This window comes from Sphingobacterium sp. xlx-130, assembly GCF_011007405.1.
Lineage (GTDB): Bacteria > Bacteroidota > Bacteroidia > Sphingobacteriales > Sphingobacteriaceae > Sphingobacterium > Sphingobacterium luzhongxinii.
Map to the genome: position 1 here is coordinate 126,891 of NZ_WFKN01000006.1, position 20,109 is coordinate 146,999.

Annotated in this window: 19 protein-coding genes, 1 tRNA gene and 1 other RNA gene; 11 read left to right on the plus strand and 10 right to left on the minus strand. The window is 40.6% G+C overall.

Going from position 1 to position 20,109, the window contains the following annotated elements; translation table 11 throughout:
* Positions 1-32 precede the first annotated feature (32 nt).
* On the minus strand, positions 33-413 hold the full coding sequence (locus G7B18_RS11980; protein WP_164112544.1) for a single-stranded DNA-binding protein: 381 nt from the start codon (positions 411-413) through the stop codon (positions 33-35).
* Positions 414-604: 191 nt separating this feature from the next.
* Between G7B18_RS11980 and G7B18_RS11985 the strand changes: the two genes are divergently transcribed.
* Positions 605-967, plus strand: a complete 363-nt coding sequence (locus tag G7B18_RS11985) for a hypothetical protein (protein WP_164112545.1) — start codon at positions 605-607, stop codon at positions 965-967.
* Between the two features lie 117 nt (positions 968-1,084).
* Here G7B18_RS11985 and G7B18_RS11990 read toward each other — a convergent pair.
* A tRNA-Pro gene (locus G7B18_RS11990) sits at positions 1,085-1,158 on the minus strand.
* A 338-nt stretch (positions 1,159-1,496) separates the two neighbouring features.
* Between G7B18_RS11990 and G7B18_RS11995 the strand changes: the two genes are divergently transcribed.
* Positions 1,497-2,495: a beta-ketoacyl-ACP synthase III gene (locus G7B18_RS11995; RefSeq protein WP_164112546.1), complete on the plus strand. Its 999-nt coding sequence runs from the start codon at positions 1,497-1,499 to the stop codon at positions 2,493-2,495.
* 293 nt (positions 2,496-2,788) lie between these two features.
* Here the strand turns inward: G7B18_RS11995 and ssrA are convergent.
* Positions 2,789-3,156, minus strand: a transfer-messenger RNA (tmRNA) gene (gene ssrA, locus G7B18_RS12000).
* Positions 3,157-3,292: 136 nt separating this feature from the next.
* Between ssrA and G7B18_RS12005 the strand changes: the two genes are divergently transcribed.
* Positions 3,293-4,213, plus strand: coding sequence for a hypothetical protein (locus G7B18_RS12005; protein WP_164122694.1), 921 nt, complete (start codon positions 3,293-3,295; stop codon positions 4,211-4,213).
* A gap of 210 nt (positions 4,214-4,423) precedes the next feature.
* Here G7B18_RS12005 and G7B18_RS12010 read toward each other — a convergent pair whose 3' ends face one another.
* Entirely contained in the window at positions 4,424-4,630 is a 207-nt protein-coding gene (locus tag G7B18_RS12010) for a DUF6965 family protein (protein WP_164112548.1), read from the minus strand.
* 68 nt (positions 4,631-4,698) lie between these two features.
* A complete protein-coding gene (locus G7B18_RS12015) occupies positions 4,699-5,286 on the minus strand; it encodes a TIGR00730 family Rossman fold protein (RefSeq protein WP_164112549.1) in 588 nt (195 codons plus the stop codon).
* A gap of 313 nt (positions 5,287-5,599) precedes the next feature.
* On the opposite strand from G7B18_RS12015, the gene G7B18_RS12020 reads away from it, so the two are divergent.
* Positions 5,600-5,977, plus strand: coding sequence for a hypothetical protein (locus G7B18_RS12020; protein ID WP_164112550.1), 378 nt, complete (start codon positions 5,600-5,602; stop codon positions 5,975-5,977).
* Between the two features lie 250 nt (positions 5,978-6,227).
* On the opposite strand, the gene G7B18_RS12025 is transcribed toward G7B18_RS12020, so the two are convergent.
* Both G7B18_RS12025 and G7B18_RS12030 read right to left on the minus strand, forming a co-directional pair.
* Positions 6,228-6,740, minus strand: a complete 513-nt coding sequence (locus G7B18_RS12025) for a DUF2911 domain-containing protein (RefSeq protein ID WP_164122696.1) — start codon at positions 6,738-6,740, stop codon at positions 6,228-6,230.
* Positions 6,741-6,824: 84 nt separating this feature from the next.
* The gene (locus tag G7B18_RS12030; protein WP_164112552.1) at positions 6,825-7,058 is read right to left on the minus strand and encodes a hypothetical protein; all 234 of its coding nucleotides are present in this window, start codon (positions 7,056-7,058) and stop codon (positions 6,825-6,827) included.
* Between the two features lie 206 nt (positions 7,059-7,264).
* Between G7B18_RS12030 and G7B18_RS12035 the strand changes: the two genes are divergently transcribed.
* From G7B18_RS12035 to G7B18_RS12045, 3 genes are all read left to right on the plus strand, one after another.
* A complete protein-coding gene (locus G7B18_RS12035) occupies positions 7,265-7,705 on the plus strand; it encodes a DsrE family protein (protein WP_164112553.1) in 441 nt (146 codons plus the stop codon).
* A 246-nt stretch (positions 7,706-7,951) separates the two neighbouring features.
* Positions 7,952-8,659, plus strand: coding sequence for an NAD(P)H-binding protein (locus G7B18_RS12040; RefSeq protein ID WP_205600252.1), 708 nt, complete (start codon positions 7,952-7,954; stop codon positions 8,657-8,659).
* A 129-nt stretch (positions 8,660-8,788) separates the two neighbouring features.
* Positions 8,789-9,349 (plus strand): DUF4256 domain-containing protein, encoded by a 561-nt coding sequence (locus tag G7B18_RS12045; protein WP_164112554.1) that lies wholly within the window; start codon positions 8,789-8,791, stop codon positions 9,347-9,349.
* Positions 9,350-9,462: 113 nt separating this feature from the next.
* Here G7B18_RS12045 and G7B18_RS12050 read toward each other — a convergent pair whose 3' ends face one another.
* Complete coding sequence (locus tag G7B18_RS12050; protein ID WP_164112555.1) at positions 9,463-11,331, minus strand: TonB-dependent receptor plug domain-containing protein; 1,869 nt, start codon at positions 11,329-11,331, stop codon at positions 9,463-9,465.
* An 81-nt stretch (positions 11,332-11,412) separates the two neighbouring features.
* On the opposite strand from G7B18_RS12050, the gene G7B18_RS12055 reads away from it, so the two are divergent.
* The gene (locus tag G7B18_RS12055; protein WP_164112556.1) at positions 11,413-12,897 is read left to right on the plus strand and encodes a PLP-dependent aminotransferase family protein; all 1,485 of its coding nucleotides are present in this window, start codon (positions 11,413-11,415) and stop codon (positions 12,895-12,897) included.
* 35 nt (positions 12,898-12,932) lie between these two features.
* Entirely contained in the window at positions 12,933-14,651 is a 1,719-nt protein-coding gene (locus G7B18_RS12060; RefSeq protein WP_164122698.1) for a tetratricopeptide repeat protein, read from the plus strand.
* A 32-nt stretch (positions 14,652-14,683) separates the two neighbouring features.
* Here the strand turns inward: G7B18_RS12060 and G7B18_RS12065 are convergent, their stop codons facing one another.
* A complete protein-coding gene (locus G7B18_RS12065) occupies positions 14,684-15,328 on the minus strand; it encodes a hypothetical protein (RefSeq protein WP_164112558.1) in 645 nt (214 codons plus the stop codon).
* Between the two features lie 43 nt (positions 15,329-15,371).
* Positions 15,372-18,287: an FAD-binding and (Fe-S)-binding domain-containing protein gene (locus G7B18_RS12070; RefSeq protein ID WP_164122700.1), complete on the minus strand. Its 2,916-nt coding sequence runs from the start codon at positions 18,285-18,287 to the stop codon at positions 15,372-15,374.
* Positions 18,288-18,520: 233 nt separating this feature from the next.
* On the opposite strand from G7B18_RS12070, the gene G7B18_RS12075 reads away from it, so the two are divergent.
* Both G7B18_RS12075 and G7B18_RS12080 read left to right on the plus strand, forming a co-directional pair.
* Positions 18,521-19,000, plus strand: coding sequence for an Lrp/AsnC family transcriptional regulator (locus tag G7B18_RS12075; protein ID WP_164112560.1), 480 nt, complete (start codon positions 18,521-18,523; stop codon positions 18,998-19,000).
* Positions 19,001-19,002: 2 nt separating this feature from the next.
* Positions 19,003-20,100 (plus strand): EamA family transporter, encoded by a 1,098-nt coding sequence (locus tag G7B18_RS12080; protein WP_164122703.1) that lies wholly within the window; start codon positions 19,003-19,005, stop codon positions 20,098-20,100.
* The last annotated feature ends 9 nt before the right edge of the window (positions 20,101-20,109 follow it).

Below are 20,109 nucleotides of genomic sequence, written 5' to 3' on the forward strand. Positions count from 1 at the left end.
GGACTATGTAGTCCCTTCGCTTTTTTATATACCTATAGAGGTAACTCCCCTTCGTTTACTGCTGCTGCTGCGTCTACGTCAGATTCAGATCTAGAGCTGTCGAGTACTAAAATTTGATTGACTTTTATTTCCGCCACGTTTCTTTTAATGCCGTGCGTGTCTGTATACTCATGATACTGTAGTGCGCCGGACAACATAAAAAGATTACCTTTATGCCCAAAGCGCTCCACTATTTTTGTGAGATCTCCCCAGACAACGCAACTATGCCATTGGGTTACTTCTCGCCACTGACCATTGTTCAATTTCATACGTTCATTTGTAGCTACTCTAAAATTAGACACTCGTGCCCCTTGACTTGTTGTTTTGATTTCCGCATCAGCACCTAGTCGTCCAATGAGTTGGACTTGATTCATTAAAGCATTCATTCTTCTAAAATTTAAATTATCAAAAAATATAAGTATTTTCGCCTACGGCAGTAATTGCTTGATTGCCAGAGGTAGAACCAAAATTATAAACCAGCTTAACTGATAGTCGGTTGTTAAACGCTTATATCCGAATATATCCGTTTATATTCGGATATATTCGGATAAAGGGAAATAGAATTATGGAAAATAGAAGATGCTTAGAATGCTTAAATCCTATTAAAGGTCGTTCTGACAAACGTTTTTGCAACGATTCCTGTCGTGGTAGTTACAATAATCGCCTTAAAACGAATAATAGTAATATTGTTAGAAAAATCAATAAACAGCTGTATAAGAATAGAAAAATCCTCTCCGACCTACTCCGGGAAGAAAAGATGATCAAAGTAAATGAGGATCGTCTGATAACGCAAGGATTTGACTGGGAATACCGTACACACGAGCTTTCGACATCCAAAGGACATACTTACTTCTTCGTCTATGAATATGGTTATCTTCCTTTAGAAAATCAACAGTATTTAATAGTAAAAAATAAAACGTTGCTATGAAGTTGGTGCCGGTGCTGCTACGCTCTCAAAGGGGGGGACAAACAGGTGAAGGGGATTCCAATACTATATTTTAAAAACAAAAAAACTCAACACAAGTTGAGTTCTTATTTTTTTCAGTCGGGATGGCCGGATTTGAACCGACGACCTCCAGCACCCCATGCTGGCGCGATACCGGGCTACGCTACATCCCGAAAAGGAAACCAAATGTAAAGTATTCCATCAGCATTTACAAGGAGAAATCAAATTTTGAAGATTACCATTTAAAATTTGCAATACAACCAGTAGGTTGAAATTAAATTTGGCTCAAGCTATACCCTTCCATACATTAGTAAGCATCTACAGTAGAACTATTCTAAATAAGTTCGTTTTAGGTAAACATTATGTAAAAATCCCTTCTATTTTCTTTCTAGAGCCGAATAAAAGTCTATTTTTACGCCTCTTAATGTGCAAAGACTATAAACCCATTAAGTGACATAACGAAAATGATTTGCTGATTGCTGAGAAGCATTTACTGTGATTACTAATATTTATGAGTGCAAGTGTACCGAATAGGCTTTATGCAGCTATAACTGGTGTGGGTGGATATATACCGCAGAATACAAGATCAAACTTTGATCTGGAACAACTCTGTGACACCTCCGACGAATGGATCATGAAGCGTACGGGAATCAAGGAAAGAAGAATTTTGGAAGAAGATCTGGCGACATCTGATATGGCTGTACGAGCTATTCAGGATCTTGCAGAAAGATACCATAAAGATCTTAAGGATATAGATGCCCTATTGGTGGCGACATCTACACCGGATATGCCGATGCCCGCAACGGCTAATATCATAGCGGATAAATTGGGGCTGGATAATGTATGGGCATTTGATATGAATGCAGCTTGTTCTGGTTTTTTATACGCCCTAGATCTAGGTGCTTCATTGATAGAGACCAAAAGGTATAAGAATGTACTTGTCGTCGGGGCGGATAATATCAGTACCTATGTCAATATCCATGACCGATCCACGAATATATTATTTGGTGACGGTGCGGGTGTTGTGTGGTTAGAACCCTCTGTAGAGGGCGGTGTTATGGATGCCTATTTACGTAGTAATGGCTCCGGACGTGCTTTTCTTAATATAGAAGGTGGAGGCTCCTTGTACCCCATGGATGCGGATGATGCTGTTGCGGACATGCGTTTTTTGAAGCAAGACGGTAAAACTGTTTTTAAGCACGCCGTACAGTCGATGAGCGACGCTTGTTTTAAAGTCTTAGAACGTAATAATCTAACTGTAGATGATGTCAATTGGTTGATTCCACACCAAGCCAATCAGCGCATTATCGATGCTGTCGGTCGTGCATTGGAAATGCCTGAAGGTCGCGCGTTGAGTAATATCGAATATTTGGGCAATACCATTGCCGCAACGATTCCATTGTGCATCTGGCAGAATCTAAAACAGATCAAAACCGGAGATCTGGTCATGTTGACCGCCTTTGGAGCCGGGTTCTCCTGGGGAGCAAGTCTTTTTAAATGGATGATATAAGTTAAAAAAGGAAGATCGGATAATTTATCCGATCTTCCTTTTTTTATGTACTGTATAGATCGATTAGAGTGCTTTATGATCAGACAGTCTTTTTTCGGCATCGAACCCTCTAGAAGGGCTCTCCTCCCTCCTAAAACAAAAAGCCCAACTTTCGTTGAGCTTTATTGGTGGAGCCGGAGGGATTTTTTGCGTCCCGCATCCCCGCACTTGGGGCCGCAAAGATATTGTTCGAACCCTCTAGAAGGGCTCTCCTCCCTCCTAAAACAAAAAGCCCAACTTTCGTTGAGCTTTATTGGTGGAGCCGGAGGGATTCGAACCCTCGTCCAAACGTAGTATGATTTACGCTTTCTACATGCTTAGCTTCTCTTTGATTGTCGGGAGAGGGAAGGTGAGTCGCTTACCTATACCTTTCTCCTTATCTGCTGGATCTCACCGATGCTTAGCAAAATCACATCGGCCAGTTCTATTGTTCGATGCCCCTAATGTTAAACCAAAGAACAGGATCTAACGGGACAAATAGCTATGTTAAGTCTAACTTAAGCAGCTAAGGCGTAGTTTTCTTCGCCAGTTAAAATTCTGAAAGTTCAGATTAAAGTGCTAGACTCACAATGCACTGCATGCTTACATAACCATCGCTACCCTGTCAATTCCGGTCGACCCCTTAGTTATGAATTACAAATTTACATATATTATCCGAATCTAATGCAGCAAAAGCGGTAAATCTTTTCAATTACAAACTATTTTGATTATATTGTGTTGTAATATTTATTAATTAGTTATTTAAATATAAGAGAATTATGTCAGTAGAAAGCCAAGCGGGTACTGTTGCCGAAAATAAACAGGAAACGACGAAGGAGCCAGTAAAAGCACAAACAACACCAAAAGCGGCAACTTCGACCGCAAAAAAAGCTCCTGTTAAGGCAGCCACACCAAAAACCACGGTGAGTAGACCAACTAAAACTATTGTTGTGAAAGCGAGTTCTGCTATAGCTAAAACCGCGCCTAAGGCTAAAGTTAGTGCAGCAAAAAACGAAGCAGCTCCAGCCAAGGCGGCTGTAGCAGCAAAATCAACTACGGCCCCCCCCCCTTCAGTTGAGACTACCTCTGCTGCTAAGCAAGCAACAACAGACAAACCGGTAGCGGCAGCTTCAAAGTCGGTTAATCCTACCAAAGCTGTTCCAGCAATGCCAAGCAAACCTGCTACTCCCAAATCTACTAACACGACAAAACCGACGACAGAAAAAGCAGTTGCTCCTTTAGCAAGTACCACTGCGACAGCAAAGAATCCCGCTGTTACTACAAAATCCAAGAAGGCTATATCAAGTGCAGTGACAGATAAAGTTGCATCTTACAAAAAAGAGGAAGAAGCAAAAAAACAGGACTTAGAGAAAATCGTTATCAAGAAAGAAGAGAAGAACGATAAAGATTCGAAAGAGACTAAAAATAAAAACGATATGAAGAAAAAAGATTCCAAAGCAGAAGAAGTGAAGAAAGACAAGGAAAAAGGCGCTGAAAAATCTAAGTCAAAAGACAAGAAAGAATCGAAAGACAACAAAAAGACTAAAAAGGCTGATGCTAAATCAAAAAAAGCGTCAAAAAAGGCTGAAAAGAAAAAGGAAAAAAAGAAAAAAGAGGCATTAACTCAATTGAAAGCTGTGATCAAAGATTTCTATAAGAAGGTGATGAAACAGCAAAAGAAAAATAACAAAAAGAAATAGATCTAATAAAGGCATTTTCCAAAAAAATGTCTTTATAAACATCACCTCCATAAAGGTAAAATCATTAGGAGGTTGTTCGCGTCATTTAGTGCCCGGAATTAGCTCCTACAGCATTTTTGCTAAGTTTGCGCAAATTCCACTTCATAAAAAAAGCCTCTGGTATCGGAAGATATTAGAGGCTAAAATCATGTATAAATGCCAGTAATGGGACTACAGGTTTTTAGTAGCTTCATAAAATTGCATGAGTCTGTAGTGACCGGGACATTTCGTAATATCTTTCTTTTTCCAGACCTCACATTCATAGAATTGCACCTCTAAGAATTTCTCAACATCTACGACTCTTTGATGTGGACCTACCATGATTCCCTCCGGATAAGTCTTGCCCAATAGCTCATTTTTCAAATCTTCCACTGTCATAACGCAAATATACTTCTTAATATATGATAATCATTACGTCTATCTAACAAATTCTCATCCAAATGATGTCAGACTTCAGTGTTTTTAATCCATTTTTCGACCGATGGAGCCTTATACGCTCTTATCATGCATATCAGCCTGTCGATATCATCACTGACCAATAGCATTTCTCTGTTTATTGGTTTTAAAAAGCCCTTCTCGACCATATTTTGTAAGAGTGAAAGGAGTTCGTCATAGAAGCCATTTGTGTTTAGAATAGCTATCGGCTTTTTATGAAGACCGAGTTGTGCCCATGTCAGCATTTCGAATAACTCTTCGAGTGTTCCGAAGCCGCCCGGCAGCGCAATCACTCCGTCAGAAAGTTCGTTCATCTTTGTCTTCCTTTCGTGCATGGTATTGACGATCACGAGCTCCGTTAGATTCGTATGTGCTATCTCTTTATCTTGGAGAAAATGAGGCAATACACCTATTGCTTTCCCTCCGTTTTCCATTACGCCATTAGCTACCGCCCCCATCAATCCCACGACCGCACCGCCATAGATCAAATCAATATGTTCATGCGCCAATATTTCCCCAAGCCTATAAGCCTCTTGTTCGAATTTCTTGTCTGATCCAGCACTAGATCCACAGAACACTGTTAAACTTTTTATTGTCATAAATACGACCTTTTCTATTACATTAACGATAAGGGGTAGCTCTATCGTATTAAATCCACCGCAAACAAGATAATAAAATTTTCGCGATCCCATTCGAAATTATGCCACTATTACTACTTCTCGACCAGGCTCCTGTATGGGGGGCTAAGATCAATCTCTTCCGGGTAGACTATAGTACACCATAGTGCTGAAGTTGCCTTTGTTCAAAGTTGCTGGCATCCATCTAAATATTCCGTCAATTGCAGGAGCAGTATTGCCGACCTCCCCTTTCTCCATGACATCTTGTAGGTACTTCTAATATATCCATCATTAAATGCTTGTTATCTTTTTCATTGATATTGCTATATTTGATTATCACAAAACAAATAGCATTAAATTTCCCGAAGAAGCTACATATCTTGTTACGATTGTAAAAGAGTTTTACAATGAGGAAGATAAGCTGTTATTAAAAGAAATTGATAATGGACAGGATGAAAAGGTTGAGATGGAATTTCAAACTAAGTCAAATACTATAATTATTCATACTTATAAAGATGGTGAGAAAATCTATGAGGAGAATTTAAGATACAAACTCAGTGACAGCAAGAAAATATTCAACCTATATTTTTCTTACGAAGACGTTGGTGATGAACAGATTTTGACCATGAAAGATCTGAAAGTTGTTAGAAATAAAGATGAAATTCTGCTTTAGTTTGACTACAATCAAAGTCAGGTAGATGAGCCCAATGATTAGAACCATTGCGCCAGCCCCTCATGAAGCTACTTTAAAACCTCGTAGAATGTGACGAGAGGGGTCGAAAAGTAGCTTTGCGGCCTTAAGTAAGGGGATACAGGACGCCAACATCCTTCTGCCTCTAAAAATAAAAGCTCAACGAAAGTTGGGCTTTTATTTGTGGAATGATGAGAGACAGGTAAGAAGTTCTTGCTACAGCCTATGATTATTAATCAGCTTTGATTTGAGATTGTAACTCAAAATTACCCCATGCTAATGTAAAAAGACCTGTCTTATCCACATCAATCTTAAATTGCTCTTGAAAATTAGAACCATATATAGTAGGTACTTCAAATCTTAAGACATCATTAGCTTCATTATACTTTGTGCCCCACTGATTCCAATCTTTATTCAAAATAAGCGTGCTGGCGCTTTCTCCCGGAATCGTCGAAAGGCTGTATTTACCAGCTTTAAGCACATTGTCATTCCATCGGATATCTTTATCAATCTCAATAGTGGTAGCTTCGTTGGCACCTGTCCGCCAACGCTTACCCACAACGACAATGTCAACACCAATTTCTCTACCTTTGAGAGAAGGCCTTGAATAGTCTACACGAATAGTCACACCATCTGTGGTCCTAATTTGAACAGAGTCCGGTGGACTCGGCCGTTTACTCTTGTCTGTTTGACCAAATGAAGTTTGTGCGATCAAACACACGATAGCGATTAAAAAAGCTTTCATAATTGTAATCTTATTGATTTACAGGTAAATATAAGGTATATGTTATAAAAGTACAAATAGAGTTGCTAATATACAACCACAGCTCTAGTAATCCCGATCTTCGCCTGCTAAAGAAAACTTAATTGCTTTTTGTGGGTAATCTTCTATACTTTTCCCACTGGTATTTGCAACAATTTTTTTGATGCTCACTTTGTCTCCTACTTTAAAATTAGCTTCTGTCATTTTATAGTCCAACAAGTAAGGACCACAAAAATAATTTCCTTTTTCATCACGTTCGATGAATCCTTGATATAAGCCTCTTTTTGTTTCTCTTGGCATGTTATTATATTTATAGTTGCAAAGATACGAAGAGTAAAATCATTTATGTTGGATTAAATAGTAAATAAGCCAAACCAATGTCTTCTATTAGGAATTACTACAAAAATAATCTGTGTCGCTATGTATCTCTTGTTACACCAAAGGTCATTAGATAGGATTAAATTTGTCAATAAAAAAGATTCAATTAACATTAAACATTAGAACAAATGAAAAAGCAAATTTTAGCCGTTACATTATTACTATTAGGGATCGCATTCACCAATCAAATATTAGCACAACAAGTGCCGGTTGATGCGGTAGAAAAGGCTGTTAAAGCAGATGGGAAATACGCTATTTTAGTTCAAAACCCAATGCATCTGATGGCTTCGGTAATGACGGGACAAGAATATAAGGCGAAAAACAAAGCTGTTCAATTTGAGATCGTATTGATCGGAGAAGTAGTCAAGGACATGGCAGAAAGTAAGCAATTAGAAGCAACCATTCGGAAGGCCGAAAATTCTGGAATTAGATTAGTCGTTTGTGAATTTGCAATGAACAAACTAGGAATTAAAAAATCACAGTACGACACCTCTATTCACACGACTCCAAACGGGTTTACCTATCTATTTGGCCTTCAAGAGCTAGGCTTTAAAACAATAACACTCTAAGAAAACGAATGCCGTAAGTAATTCACATAAGTAACACCTATTTAACGAGTAGGAAGTGTAGTTAAGACTGTCTCCAGAAAGGGAGGCAGTCTTTCATTTTTTTAAGAAGTAATCATTTTACCGATACCACATGTTAGACATAAATGAAATCATAAAATAGCATTAGTTCGGTTATTGGAAGACAGTTATCAGAAAATATAAAAGTGAAATAAGTCGAATCATTGCTTAAATAGATTTCAATAAGAGATGGAATTACAAAAGAATACTTTTCGTATTTTTGATTTGATCACGAAACAAATATCAGGAATGAAAGCTCTTTTAATCGGTGCTACGGGCGCTACAGGATCAGATTTATTAGAATTATTATTGAAAGACGAGGCTTTTGATCGTGTCGATGTTTTTGTACGGAGGCCTATAGCTATACGACATGAAAAGCTCCATGTCCATGTCATCAATTTTGATCAGATATCCGAATGGCAACATCTGATAAAGGGCGATGTATTATTTTCCTGTTTGGGCACTACACTAAAAGCTGCCGGAAGCAAGGAGGCACAATGGAAAATTGACTACGATTATCAGTATGCAGTTGCTAGAGCAGCTCGAGATAACGGGGTGCAAAATATGGTGTTGGTATCCGCAGCGATGGCCTCTCCACACTCTAGGTTCTTCTACAGTAGAATGAAAGGGCAATTGGAGCTTGATATTAGAAAGCTAGGTTTTTCCTACTTACATATATTCAACCCCCCAATGCTATTGCGTAAAAATAGTGATCGCAAAACGGAGATATTTGCGTCAAAAGTGATTATGGCACTCAACCGTATAGGGCTATTCAAGGCACACACTCCCCTACCGACGGAACTATTGGCGCAGGCCTTAATCCATGCCTCTAAAGACAAAAAGAGCAGTTTTCGGCAATATGAGGGCAAAGCCATCTGGAAATGTACCCAAGGATAGATACGCCTATATTCCTCATGTTATAGGTAGCACGATGCTATTATCGAAATGGAGGAAAGCAATAGAATTATTCGTAAATTTCATGACTGAATCGCCGAGCTAGCGAGCTCGCGAAATAATTATTTACATATGGAAAATAGTAATTTATCCTCGGATCAGATCAATGAACTCGGAGTCATCTTAAAAAAGAGGTTTGAAAAAAACAGGCATCGTCATGCCGAGCTGTCATGGGACGTCATCTGGAATCGCGTGGTCGACAATCCAGATAAGATATACGCGCTCTACCAAATGGAACAGACCGGAGGAGAGCCAGATGTCATAGGTTATGATTCGAAGCGTCAAGAATACCTGTTTTGTGATTGTGCGCCAGAGAGTCCAAAAGGGCGCAGATCAATTTGTTATGATCAGCGCGCGCTCGACTCACGCAAAGCGCATAAGCCCCAAGATAGTGCCGTACATATGGCGGCAGCGATGGGGATTTCATTGCTCACCGAGGAGGAGTACCGACAACTACAGCAGCTCGGCACATTTGATAGTAAGACATCAAGCTGGTTGGCCACGCCGGAGGAAATCCGCATACTCGGAGGTGCCATATTTGGTGATTGGCGTTTCGGACGTGTATTTGTGTATCATAATGGCGCTGAGTCCTATTATGCAGCCAGAGGCTTTCGTGGGCTATTACGGGTGTAACCTATAAAATAAAGCGTTAATCAGCCGACAAAAATTAAGGCAAGTGTTTAACAAAACCTGTACTGCTTGCCTATTGGAAGCAGTACAGGTTTTAGAAAAGAGACACGTACGGCTTAGCGCTTCCACTGATAGCGTATTCCCAAGTTATACCAACGTTTTGGAAGGTAGACAGCAGCAACTTCCTTATAAGTTTCATTCAGCAAATTGTTGCCTTCTGCATAGAAATTCCATCTTGACAAGCTATACCCGATTCGTAAATCTGAAATAAAATAGGGATCATTAAGTTCGCGCTTAATCCACCTACCACCTAACGTAATGTCAAACTTGTCGACCTGATACAATACGCGTAATAACGCTTGATGTTTTAAACTCTCAACAACATACTTAGACGTTACATTCTGTGCGTAATTCATGTTGCTGGGATTTAGGTGATTATAGCTTATATCGTATTTTAAACGTTGCGAACCCGATAGCGCAAATACTTGTCCGAGACTTAGATTGACACCAATCATTTTGTTTGTTCCAAAATTAAAAGGCTGATAAGGATCGCTTGTATTATAACGTATCCGATCTATTAAGTTTTCTATGTTGCGGTAAAATACCCCTCCTCGCACATACATATTTTGTTTTTCGTAGCGCATAGCCAATTCATACTGCCAAGCATTTTCGGATTTCAGATTTGGATTGCCTATGTTTCCAGTTTGTTGGAGGTAGAGATCGGTATAGGAAGGAATACGTTGACTAGATCCTACGCTCAAAGAGGCTTTCCAGTGGTTATCGATGGCATAGCCAAGATCCAATCCTGGAAATACCTGCCAACCATATTGAGTATTGTAGTTTATATAGGTTCCGATATTTAGCAAAAGCTTGTTTATCGCTTCTGTTTTGTACTCGGCGTATACGCCATGGTTGTATCGGGTATGATCCCCTAGATTGGTGCTTTCAATTTGTTCATAGCGACTTTCCACTCCAAAACCAAAATCTCCTAAACGGGTATGCAGCATGCTGTTCAATTCGGCTGTATATACGTTTGATTCATGTTGCCATCGCGATTTAGAGAGATCATTTCGAAAAAACCGATAATCATCCTTATTACCCCTATAGCTCAATCGCGGTTTTAGGTAAAAATTTGGATGTAATCGGTGCGTACTTCCTAAGGAGACAATACTCGTTTTGACTATTTCATACGATTCTTTGTCATAAGGTGCGGCGTAATAGCCATTGGCACCAAACTCATTATGAATATATCCGGCCATCACATCCATGTTGTTTTTTTCGTCCAAGGCATATCTTCCCTGGTAGAAGGCCTTAAGATCTCCGGTGCGGCTGTTATAACGTTGTCCGTTTGATTTTTGGCCCCCAAGAGAAATCAGGTTTTGGATATTCCCTTTCGAAAAGTTGGCTACCGTCTGCACACTTGCGCCCCCATATATTCCTGTGCCGTCTCCCTCCTCTTTGGCCTCAAAACTAGAGCCACTTTGCACGCGCACCGACAGATCCGTGTCTGATCCCGTCTTTGTAATGATATTAATGGCACCCGTCAGTGCATTAATCCCATATACACGAGCTGCTGGTCCTTTTAGCACTTCGATACGCTCTACAGCGTCCAAGCTGACCGGTATATTCATGGAATGATGAGCCGTCTGTACATCCGATAGCTTTACACCATTTAGCAATATAAGGGTTTGTTCGAAAGACCCACCGTCGATACTGATATCCGCCTGCGTACCAAATGGACCGCGCTGCCTTACATCGACTCCAGGGATGTAGCTCAATACTTCATTGATCGAGCGTACAGGCAACTTCGCGATGTCCTCTTTTTGAATGATCTGTATGTTACGATTCCGCTTGTTAAATGGAATTTGTAATCTGTTTTCTGCAATCACGACCTCGTTTATGGATGTCGTATCAGCGACGTTAGACTGTGCCTGTATCGCTAAGGAAATGCAACTTAAGGGAAGAATTAAAAATAATCGTTTCATTAAAGTATCAAAATGTATTTGTTTTATTGTCGGCAAAAGTCCTATCTTTCCGGAACATTTAGATAGTCCACTTTTTATAATATGGGTAGTCCGGTTTTGCTTTCTTTATCAAGTTTTGTGCATTTAGACAGAAATAGTTCCACACCTATCTTCGTTCAATTGACGCAACAAATTATTAATGGAATCCAACGGGGGTTTCTTATTGTGGGGTCAAAGATGCCGGGTACCCGACAGGTTAGCGAAGCGTTGGATTTGCATCGCAAAACAGTAATCGCCGCCTACGATGAGTTGCAGGCCCAAGGCTGGATAGATATCGTACCGAACAAAGGAACTTTTGTATTGCAACAAGACCAGCGTAAGCCGTTACCACTATCGACCCGAATACCAATATCTTCAGCGCAGTATCCCGCAAAGACAGGGTTTCAAGTGCCTAGTTCGAATATTTTGGATAACCCATTCGAGGACAATACATCTACATATTTCTTTACCGATGGTACGACCGATATCAGACTGATCCAAGTTAAGAACCTATCGTTGCAATACAGTGCTTCCATGAATAGAAAAGGAAGTCTCAAACGAATGTCGCAGTATCAACAAGAGGGAAACATCTTCTTCAAGGAGCAACTCAGCAACTTTCTAAACCTGTCAAGAGGTCTTCATATTTCAAAACAGAACTTATTAATTACCAGAAGTTCGGAAATGAGTCTCTATCTCATTGCCAAGGTACTACTACAGCTTAACGACAAAGTCGTCGTTGCCGAGCTGAGTAATTTTGCCGTAAATATGACGTTACTTCAAGCCGGCGCCAAGCTAGAAACCGTCCCGTTGGACAGCGAAGGGATCTGTATAGCCTCTTTAAGAGATAAGTTAGAAAAAGGACCTATCCGAATGCTTTATATCACGCCGCACCATCACTATCCGACCACGGTGACATTAGGCGCACAAAGACGTCTTGAATTGCTGCAATTGGCCCAGCACTATGGATTTATCATTGTAGAGGATGACTATGATTATGATTTTCATTACGAGAAGTCCGCCGTGTTGCCCCTTGCGAGCGCGGATCTGAATGGCATGGTGGTTTACACAGGCACTTTTGGACAGTCGTTGGCACCAGCATTTCGTACAGGATTCGTAGTAGCTCCGCCCAATCTGATACAAGAGATGAACAAATATCTTAGCATAATAGACCGACAGGGGGACATCATTATGCAACAGGCTCTAGGCGAAATGATAGATGAAGGCGAAATCCATCGGAATCTAAAGAAATCCCTCAAAGTTTATAAGGAAAGACGCGATATCATGTGCGAACTTATACGCGATATCCTACCAGATGAATTGGAGGTCGTTCCCCCCAGTGGCGGTCTGGCACTTTGGCTCGAGCTGCCTCAAAGTAAGTCCTTGTTTACACTAAAAAAGGAGTGCCAGCGCAAAGACTTATTCATTCCACGCCATATTCTCTACCAAAATAAGAAGCTCTGCGCTATGCGGCTCGGTTTTGGTCATATGGATAACGAAGAAATGGAAAAAAGCCTTGAGATCCTAAAGAGTGTACTGCAGCGTATTTGAGTTTTTAATTTAAAAAGTTAACTTGCAAACTATCTATGCAAGCTATCAAACGTATTATAACCTTACTTTTAATAAGTTCCATTTCTGCAGCTCATGCAGATATTTTATCCGAAAACCTGCAATCGATAGACAATCAGAGAGCACAGGTAGAATATTGTCTTGGCCTTGGATTGAAAGAAAAAGGCAAGATCGATACGACTCGTCTTAAGAATAAGCTAAAGCCTTTACTACAGCATAAAAATGACGGTGTCAGGTTATCTTATTACCTACTTTTGGCCGATGCTACATCCATGGTATTCGATGGCGTGAATCCGACAACAGATCACTATTTCGAAAAGGCCTTAACGATTGCCAAGAAAAGTGAGCGAGACGAGTATTTATTCATAACCCTGACGCGTGCTGGCTACTACAATTTTGTTTATCGGGAGATATCCAAGGCCCTACCCTATTTTTTGTCCTCCTCCAAACTGGTGGAGCAAGTGGATTTGAAGAAAATACCCTTAGCCGCTTCTCATCTACAATACATTGCTAACTTTTTCGGCTATATTGGCGAATCAAAGAAAGCACAGGAATATTATAAGATGGCTTTGAAGTATGTGCCCGTATTAAGTCGTCGAGCCATAGACCTTACAAATGCTATAGGAGTATATTATTACAGGGATAGCCTTTATAATGACGCTGAACAATACTACCAAAAAGCTTTAAAGACGGCCGAAGCAACAAAAGACAGTGTATGGATAGGTATTTTGAAAGGCAATATTGGTAATATTCAGCTGGTAAAAGGAGATACTGCCCAAGCGATAAGACTTTCTGAATCAAACGTCGCCAGTTCCATACAATATGGCGAATATAAAGATGCAATGCGTACATTATTAGGGTTAGCAGAGATTGCTGTATCCCAAGGTAAATGGGACAAGGCAAAAAAATATATTGCCCGGGCAGAAATTTACTTTCAAGCCAAACCCTATTTCGTTCCTTACAAAACAAATGCGTACCGTCTGAAAGCCAGAGTTGCAGAAGCTCAGGGGGATCCCGTACAAGCCGTCCAATATCTAAATACATTTATCAAATACAATGATGCGTTGCAACTGGAAAAAGATACAGAAAGACTGCAGAAGACTTTGTGGAAATGGGAATCGGAACGGTATGAGTCTGCATTACTAGAAGCAAATGAAAAAAGAAGACAGGATCGTATTCGCGGTATTAGTGTTGGTCTGATATTGACCCTCAGTTTCCTGTGTGTAACCTTGCTGATCCATCGTTCCCGTCAAAGAATAAGGCTAAAATCTATTAAACTGGAAAAAGAACAACTAGCGTTGATTCTTGAAAAACAACAACTGGACGAAGAACTCCTTCAGTCGAAGCAAAATATGGAAAATTTTCTCGTCCGAATCAGGGAGAATGAAAATGTTATTCAAAGACTTGAAGATGATCTCTACAATGCGCAGCTACAGCAGCAGAAACACAATGTCGTAGCGATCCAGAATAGTCTGAACCAGATGTTGGAATCACATATCATGACCGATGAAAGGTGGTATAGGTTTAAAACATTATTTGAGGGTTCTAATCCGGGATTCTTTGACGAACTGACATTTCGTTATCCCAATATATCAGAAAGCAATCTTCGATTACTTACTTTACTTAAATTGAACTTAAGTAATCAAAGTATAGCTCATCTTTTGGGTATATCGCTGGATGGGGTGAAGAAAGCCAAACAAAGGTTGCGTAAAAAAATAGATTACGCCATGGATTAGCTATAGCGTAATCTATTAATGGATTATTAAATCTATTTACCTTCAAAGGCCGCGATGATCTGTCCGCGGAAAGTAGAATCCTTTTCGGTCAATTCAAACGATTTACGATAAGTATCTACCACCGCAAATACCTCCGCAGGCTCCCCTACTTTATTATCAAGGAATAATTTAAAACTGTATGTCGCCGGTTTAGTCAGGTCGACAGCACCTTTATTAGATGAAAATACCGTAGGTAAAACCACTTCATTCGTCATTTTATTGGAAGTCGGAAGTTTAAACATTGTACCCAAAGCTTTAACAAAGGCATCAGAATGCGCTCCTAGAGAGGAAATTTTTATCGATCCCCGCATAAAACCAGTCTTTTCATCAACCGTTCCGTCATTTCTCAATCCAGGCTTGATATTCTTCAGCACTTCAACTTTTAGACCTACAGTATCTTTGTCAAACAGCGACTTTGTTGTATAGATCATTGAAGAATCTGTACTTACTTCATCTGTGAAGCGTAAGAACAAGTGCTGCTTTGGAGCATCTACCTGATTACTGAGTTGTTCTATTGTAGGGTCTCCCTTTGCTGCATTACCATCCGATGAATTGCCATCCTTTGGAGCGTTATTACAAGCGGTTAATGCCAGAACACAGGCTGTGCCCAATCCTAAAAAAGAGTTAGTCGATCTCATAAGCTTTGTTTTTATTGTGAAACAATCAAGATACAATATTGTTTTATTTTATTAAAGCTTTGTAAAGAATTTCTATTGGATGGAATGATTTTCTGCCTACGCCATCTTTGATCTGATGTCTGCACGAGGTACCCGCTGCTGCTATCAGCACATTGTCGGCAGCGCTGCGCACAGCAGGTAGTAAGACCAATTCTGCTACTTTCATCGATAGCTCGTAATGTTCCTTTTCATACCCAAACGAACCAGCCATACCACAGCAGCCCGAAGGAATGACCTCGACGGTATAATTAAGCGGCAAGGACAGCAACTTCTCCGTAACACCGACCAGGTGGAAGGCCTTTTGATAACAATGTCCATGCAATTTGATAGACTGCTGCTCCGAAGTAAACTGTTCCGGATGTATATTTCCTTTTTCAACTTCTTGCATCAAGAACTCATCAATCATCAATGCACTTTTAGCGACACGGAGAGCTTCTTCCATTTGATCCTGATCTACTAAAGAAAGGTATTCATCTCTAAAAGTAAGAATGGCCGAAGGCTCGATGCCTATCAAGGGAGTGTGCTCATTGATTAACCCCTTTAGTAGAGATATGTTTTTATTTGCTAGTATCTTAGCTTCTTTAACAAAACCTTTAGATAAGTACGTACGTCCACTTTCTTTATGCGGCGGAACGAGAACTTCGTAACCTAAGGCCGTCAATAGCTTATACGCCGTAATACCGATCTCAGTATCGTTGTAATCCGTAAACTCATCGCAGAAAAGATAAACCTTCTTTTGTGTACCAGTTGGAGACTGTCGCTTCATCCATTGCTTCAGTGTCGTTCCAGATACTGTCGGGAGCGAGCGTGCCGGCGCAAAGCCGACGATCTGTTTAATAAGATTAGCAAAGATCGGCGTCTGTGCAAAGAAATTATAAACAGGCGCTACCATAGATCCCACTTGTTGGCTTTTGGTAAAGTTGGCTATTAATTTTGAGCGGAATGGTGCGCCATTGACATCGTAGTACTGCTGAAGGAACTCCGCTTTCATTTTCGCGACATCTACACTAGAAGGGCATTCCGTTTTACATCCTTTACAGCTTAAACAAAGATCCATGACCTCTTTTATCTCTTCGTGATCAAATCTATTTTTCTTGGTCGAATTGGTCAGAAACTGACGGAGCATATTTGCCCGGGCCCTTGTCGTATCTTTTTCATTTCTTGTCGCCATAAAAGAAGGGCACATCGTACCGCCTGTTATCTCTGTCTTACGACAATCGCCAGAACCCGAACACTTCTCGGCCAATCGAAGGATGCTCTCGTCTTTTGTAAAATCAAAGTAGGTAGGTATTGTTTTGCCATCAACAGCCTTTTCGTAGCGCAAGAAACTGTCCATAGGCGGTGCGTCCACGATTTTATTGGCATTAAATATCCCCTGCGGATCAAAAATATGTTTGACCTCTTTTAACAGGCTATAGACCTTATCCCCCAGTACTTTGCTGATAAATTCTCCCCGCAATCGGCCATCACCATGTTCGCCGCTCAATGATCCGTTGTATTTGAGTACAAGATCTGTTGTTTTCTCCAATATACTTCTAAACTGCTTCTTTCCCTCGGCAGATTTTAAGTTAATAAAAGGCTCGATATGCAGTTCCCCCGCGCCAGCGTGTGCGTAATACGAAGCATGTACCCCCTCTTCCTGCAATAATTTTTGGACGTCCGATACATAAGCTGGAAGATCATCCGGCGAAACGGCACAATCCTCAATCAGATTAACGGGTTGACTATCTCCAGGTAAGTTACGAATCAAACCTAGGCCTGCTTTACGGACATCCCATACCAGATTGGTCTCCTTGTCTCCGGTGATCAATGGATAAGCATAGCCCAATTTTTTTGCGACAAGTTCTTCCTTTAATTTTTGCGCCCTCTCAGCTATCTCTTGAGCGGTGTCAGCCCTAAATTCAACAATAAGAAGCGCTTGAGGGTCGCCTTCGATAAAAAAGCGGTTGTACTGATACGTAGGGTGGCCTACAGTAAAATCTAATATATATTTGTCGACCAATTCAGAGGCTTCAGGCGTATGCGCCAGTGCCACTACATTACCATGCATACATTCTACCATATCGGCAAAATGTATACACAAAAGGCCGATCTCCTTAGGAGGCAACGGACGCAACCGTAACACAGCTTCCGTCACGATACCAATAGTCCCTTCTGAGCCAGCTAGAAGATTACACAGGTTGAAAGGTTTATCCTTATCTACCAAAAAATCCAATGCGTATCCCGTATTCCGTCTTGTCAACGTCTTTTTAGGAAATCCTTTTTCTATCGCTTCTATATTTTCACGGTTGGTAAGCACTTCATTCAAAGCACGATAAACATCTCCCTCCCTGCCCTTATTTGCTAATTTTTCAAAATAACGACCAGGCGTTAGTTCTTCAAACACTACTTCACTCGAGTCATTTAGAATAACACTTGCACGTATTAAGTTCTGACGGGTATCTCCCCACACGATAGAGTGCAATCCCGAAGAATTGTTGCCTATCATACCACCTACCATCGCCCGGCTGGCGGTAGAGGTTTCCGGGCCAAACATCAGTCCGTACGGCCTAAGGTATGCATTTAGATCATCACGAATTACGCCGGGTTCCACTTTTACCCAGCCCTCTTCGGTATTGAGTTCTACTATTTTGTTAAAATACTTGGACACATCAACGACAATCCCCTTACCTACAACTTGGCCAGCCAATGAGGTGCCAGCTGTGCGAGGGATCAGGGTAACCCGATTCGCTGTAGCAAAACGTACTAATTTGACCAGATCTCCTTTTGTATAAGGAATCGCAACGGCTATTGGTAATTCCTGATAAACGGATGCGTCCGTAGCATAGGCCATTTTTACGGTTTGGTGCTTTGGGTCTGAGGAATTGTAATAGAGTTCACCCTCTATCTCATGGTTTAGTTTCTCTAACGTTGACAACATGAAGTTTGTGTATTAAATCCAATAGATAAACAAATCTAACGAATCTTAGACTATTATTTCGTATATTGAAGTCATTGATTGTTATTTTTTGCAAGGTATCGTACAACTAGCGCAAAATAACGCATTTCAAAGCAACCGCTTTTCACGTCAATCAAAATTTATAATAGAATATAATTCATAAATAAGCAAAATTAAATGAATTATATTCTTAAAAATGCTATATTTGCAGAATTATGGCAAAAATAGAACTTTCATTAGATCATGTTGATTATCAAATCCTTCGTATTATGCAAAATAATGCGCGGACAAACAATGCCGATATCGCCCGTGAACTGGGTATGGCCCCCTCTGCTATATTGGAGCGCGTCAAGAAATTAGAGCAACGGAACGTCATATTGCAGTACAATGCCAAGATCAATCCATCGGCTTTAGATCAAAACTTATTATCTTTTATTTTTATCAAGACTTCGGATATTATTGGCGAACAAGGGGTGGCCTATCTATTGGCCGAGATACCCGAAGTTCAGGAGGTACATGATATTGCCGGAGATGATGGTTATTTAATCAAGGTACGTACGAATGACGCTGCCGGTCTAGTCGATCTCATGCGTAATACCTTAGGAAAGATAGAAGGCATACTTTCTACACGTACCACTATTGTACTACAGACGATTAAGGAAGAGCAAAAATTGGTCATACCCTCTAAAGATTAAGCATGAACGAGAAAAGTCCTTCGGTCGCAAGTATTATCTTTGCATACCTCGTCGTATACATCGTCTGGGGATCCACTTTCTTTTTTATCGAGAAAGCACTACATTCTTTTCCACCATTTGTATTGGGCTCGATCCGCTTTATCATAGCGGGATCCTTGCTTATGGGCTATTGTGGCCTAAAAGGCTATAAAATATTTAATAGAAGCGATGTGAAGCAAGCGGTGTTCGTAGGCTTCTTACTTCTTTTCATTGACATGGCTGCTATTATATGGTCCGAACAGTTCATCTCCAGTGGTATCGTTTCTATCCTTTCTGCCGCTACGGCTATTTGGTTTATTATTTTTGATAAGCCAAAATGGAAAGAGAACTTCTCGAGTCTACCCATCGTTTTGGGTTTGATTTTAGGGTTTTCGGGGGTTATTATGTTGTTCGCAGAGCAGGTGTTCGGGCAGACCGATGATGGGGAGAGATCCCAGAATCTGGTAGCTATGGGAGTTCTTATCCTTGGGACCATCGGTTGGACGATCGGATCATTGACTTCCAAGTACAGTCAGAAAGAAAAAAGTGACAAGCCCAAAGAACAATCCTTGAATGTTATTGTCAAGACAGCATGGCAGATGGTGACGGCCGGGACCGCATTTACTACCGTAGCATTGGTTAACGGTGAATACAGCTCATTCGATTATTCGACAGTCTCCTCTGCGGATTGGGGAGCGATGATCTATCTGGTTTTCTTCGGCTCTATATTGGCCTTTAGTTCCTATATCTGGTTGTTACAGGTTCGCCCGGCGACAGAGGTTAGTACCTACGCTTATGTAAATCCTATCGTAGCATTGCTGCTGGTGCACTTCTTTACAGACCATCAGGTTACTTCTTTGCAGATCTCAGGTTTGGCTGTTGTTTTATTTTCCGTCTTGTTGATGAACTGGAACCTGTACAAAAACAACAGGACTATACGTGCCTTCCGTTACCGTAAAAAACTGAAGCGTGTAAAAAATATGGCACCCAAAAGTAGTATACCTCGAATTATCGAAGTAGCAGAGTTTAATGCCAAAGAAAAGAAAAAGCAGGCCGCCAAAGAGGCAAAAAAAGATAGTTAGTAAAAACTC

What these genes read in the sequence shown, in the direction of transcription:
- G7B18_RS12035 (WP_164112553.1), top strand. Translation starts at nt 7,265, where the DNA reads ATGAAAAAGCAAATTTTAGCCGTTACATTATTACTATTAGGGATCGCA.
- G7B18_RS12080 (WP_164122703.1), top strand. Translation starts at nt 19,003, where the DNA reads ATGAACGAGAAAAGTCCTTCGGTCGCAAGTATTATCTTTGCATACCTC.
- G7B18_RS12040 (WP_205600252.1), top strand. Translation starts at nt 7,952, where the DNA reads ATGGAATTACAAAAGAATACTTTTCGTATTTTTGATTTGATCACGAAA.
- G7B18_RS12060 (WP_164122698.1), top strand. Translation starts at nt 12,933, where the DNA reads ATGCAAGCTATCAAACGTATTATAACCTTACTTTTAATAAGTTCCATT.
- G7B18_RS12005 (WP_164122694.1), top strand. Translation starts at nt 3,293, where the DNA reads ATGTCAGTAGAAAGCCAAGCGGGTACTGTTGCCGAAAATAAACAGGAA.
- G7B18_RS11995 (WP_164112546.1), top strand. Translation starts at nt 1,497, where the DNA reads ATGAGTGCAAGTGTACCGAATAGGCTTTATGCAGCTATAACTGGTGTG.
- G7B18_RS12020 (WP_164112550.1), top strand. Translation starts at nt 5,600, where the DNA reads ATGCTTGTTATCTTTTTCATTGATATTGCTATATTTGATTATCACAAA.
- G7B18_RS12010 (WP_164112548.1), bottom strand. Translation starts at nt 4,630, where the DNA reads ATGACAGTGGAAGATTTGAAAAATGAGCTATTGGGCAAGACTTATCCG.
- G7B18_RS11985 (WP_164112545.1), top strand. Translation starts at nt 605, where the DNA reads ATGGAAAATAGAAGATGCTTAGAATGCTTAAATCCTATTAAAGGTCGT.
- G7B18_RS12075 (WP_164112560.1), top strand. Translation starts at nt 18,521, where the DNA reads ATGGCAAAAATAGAACTTTCATTAGATCATGTTGATTATCAAATCCTT.
- G7B18_RS12015 (WP_164112549.1), bottom strand. Translation starts at nt 5,286, where the DNA reads ATGACAATAAAAAGTTTAACAGTGTTCTGTGGATCTAGTGCTGGATCA.
- G7B18_RS12065 (WP_164112558.1), bottom strand. Translation starts at nt 15,328, where the DNA reads ATGAGATCGACTAACTCTTTTTTAGGATTGGGCACAGCCTGTGTTCTG.
- G7B18_RS12045 (WP_164112554.1), top strand. Translation starts at nt 8,789, where the DNA reads ATGGAAAATAGTAATTTATCCTCGGATCAGATCAATGAACTCGGAGTC.
- G7B18_RS11980 (WP_164112544.1), bottom strand. Translation starts at nt 413, where the DNA reads ATGAATCAAGTCCAACTCATTGGACGACTAGGTGCTGATGCGGAAATC.
- G7B18_RS12070 (WP_164122700.1), bottom strand. Translation starts at nt 18,287, where the DNA reads ATGTTGTCAACGTTAGAGAAACTAAACCATGAGATAGAGGGTGAACTC.
- G7B18_RS12030 (WP_164112552.1), bottom strand. Translation starts at nt 7,058, where the DNA reads ATGCCAAGAGAAACAAAAAGAGGCTTATATCAAGGATTCATCGAACGT.
- G7B18_RS12025 (WP_164122696.1), bottom strand. Translation starts at nt 6,740, where the DNA reads ATGAAAGCTTTTTTAATCGCTATCGTGTGTTTGATCGCACAAACTTCA.
- G7B18_RS12050 (WP_164112555.1), bottom strand. Translation starts at nt 11,331, where the DNA reads ATGAAACGATTATTTTTAATTCTTCCCTTAAGTTGCATTTCCTTAGCG.
- G7B18_RS12055 (WP_164112556.1), top strand. Translation starts at nt 11,413, where the DNA reads ATGGGTAGTCCGGTTTTGCTTTCTTTATCAAGTTTTGTGCATTTAGAC.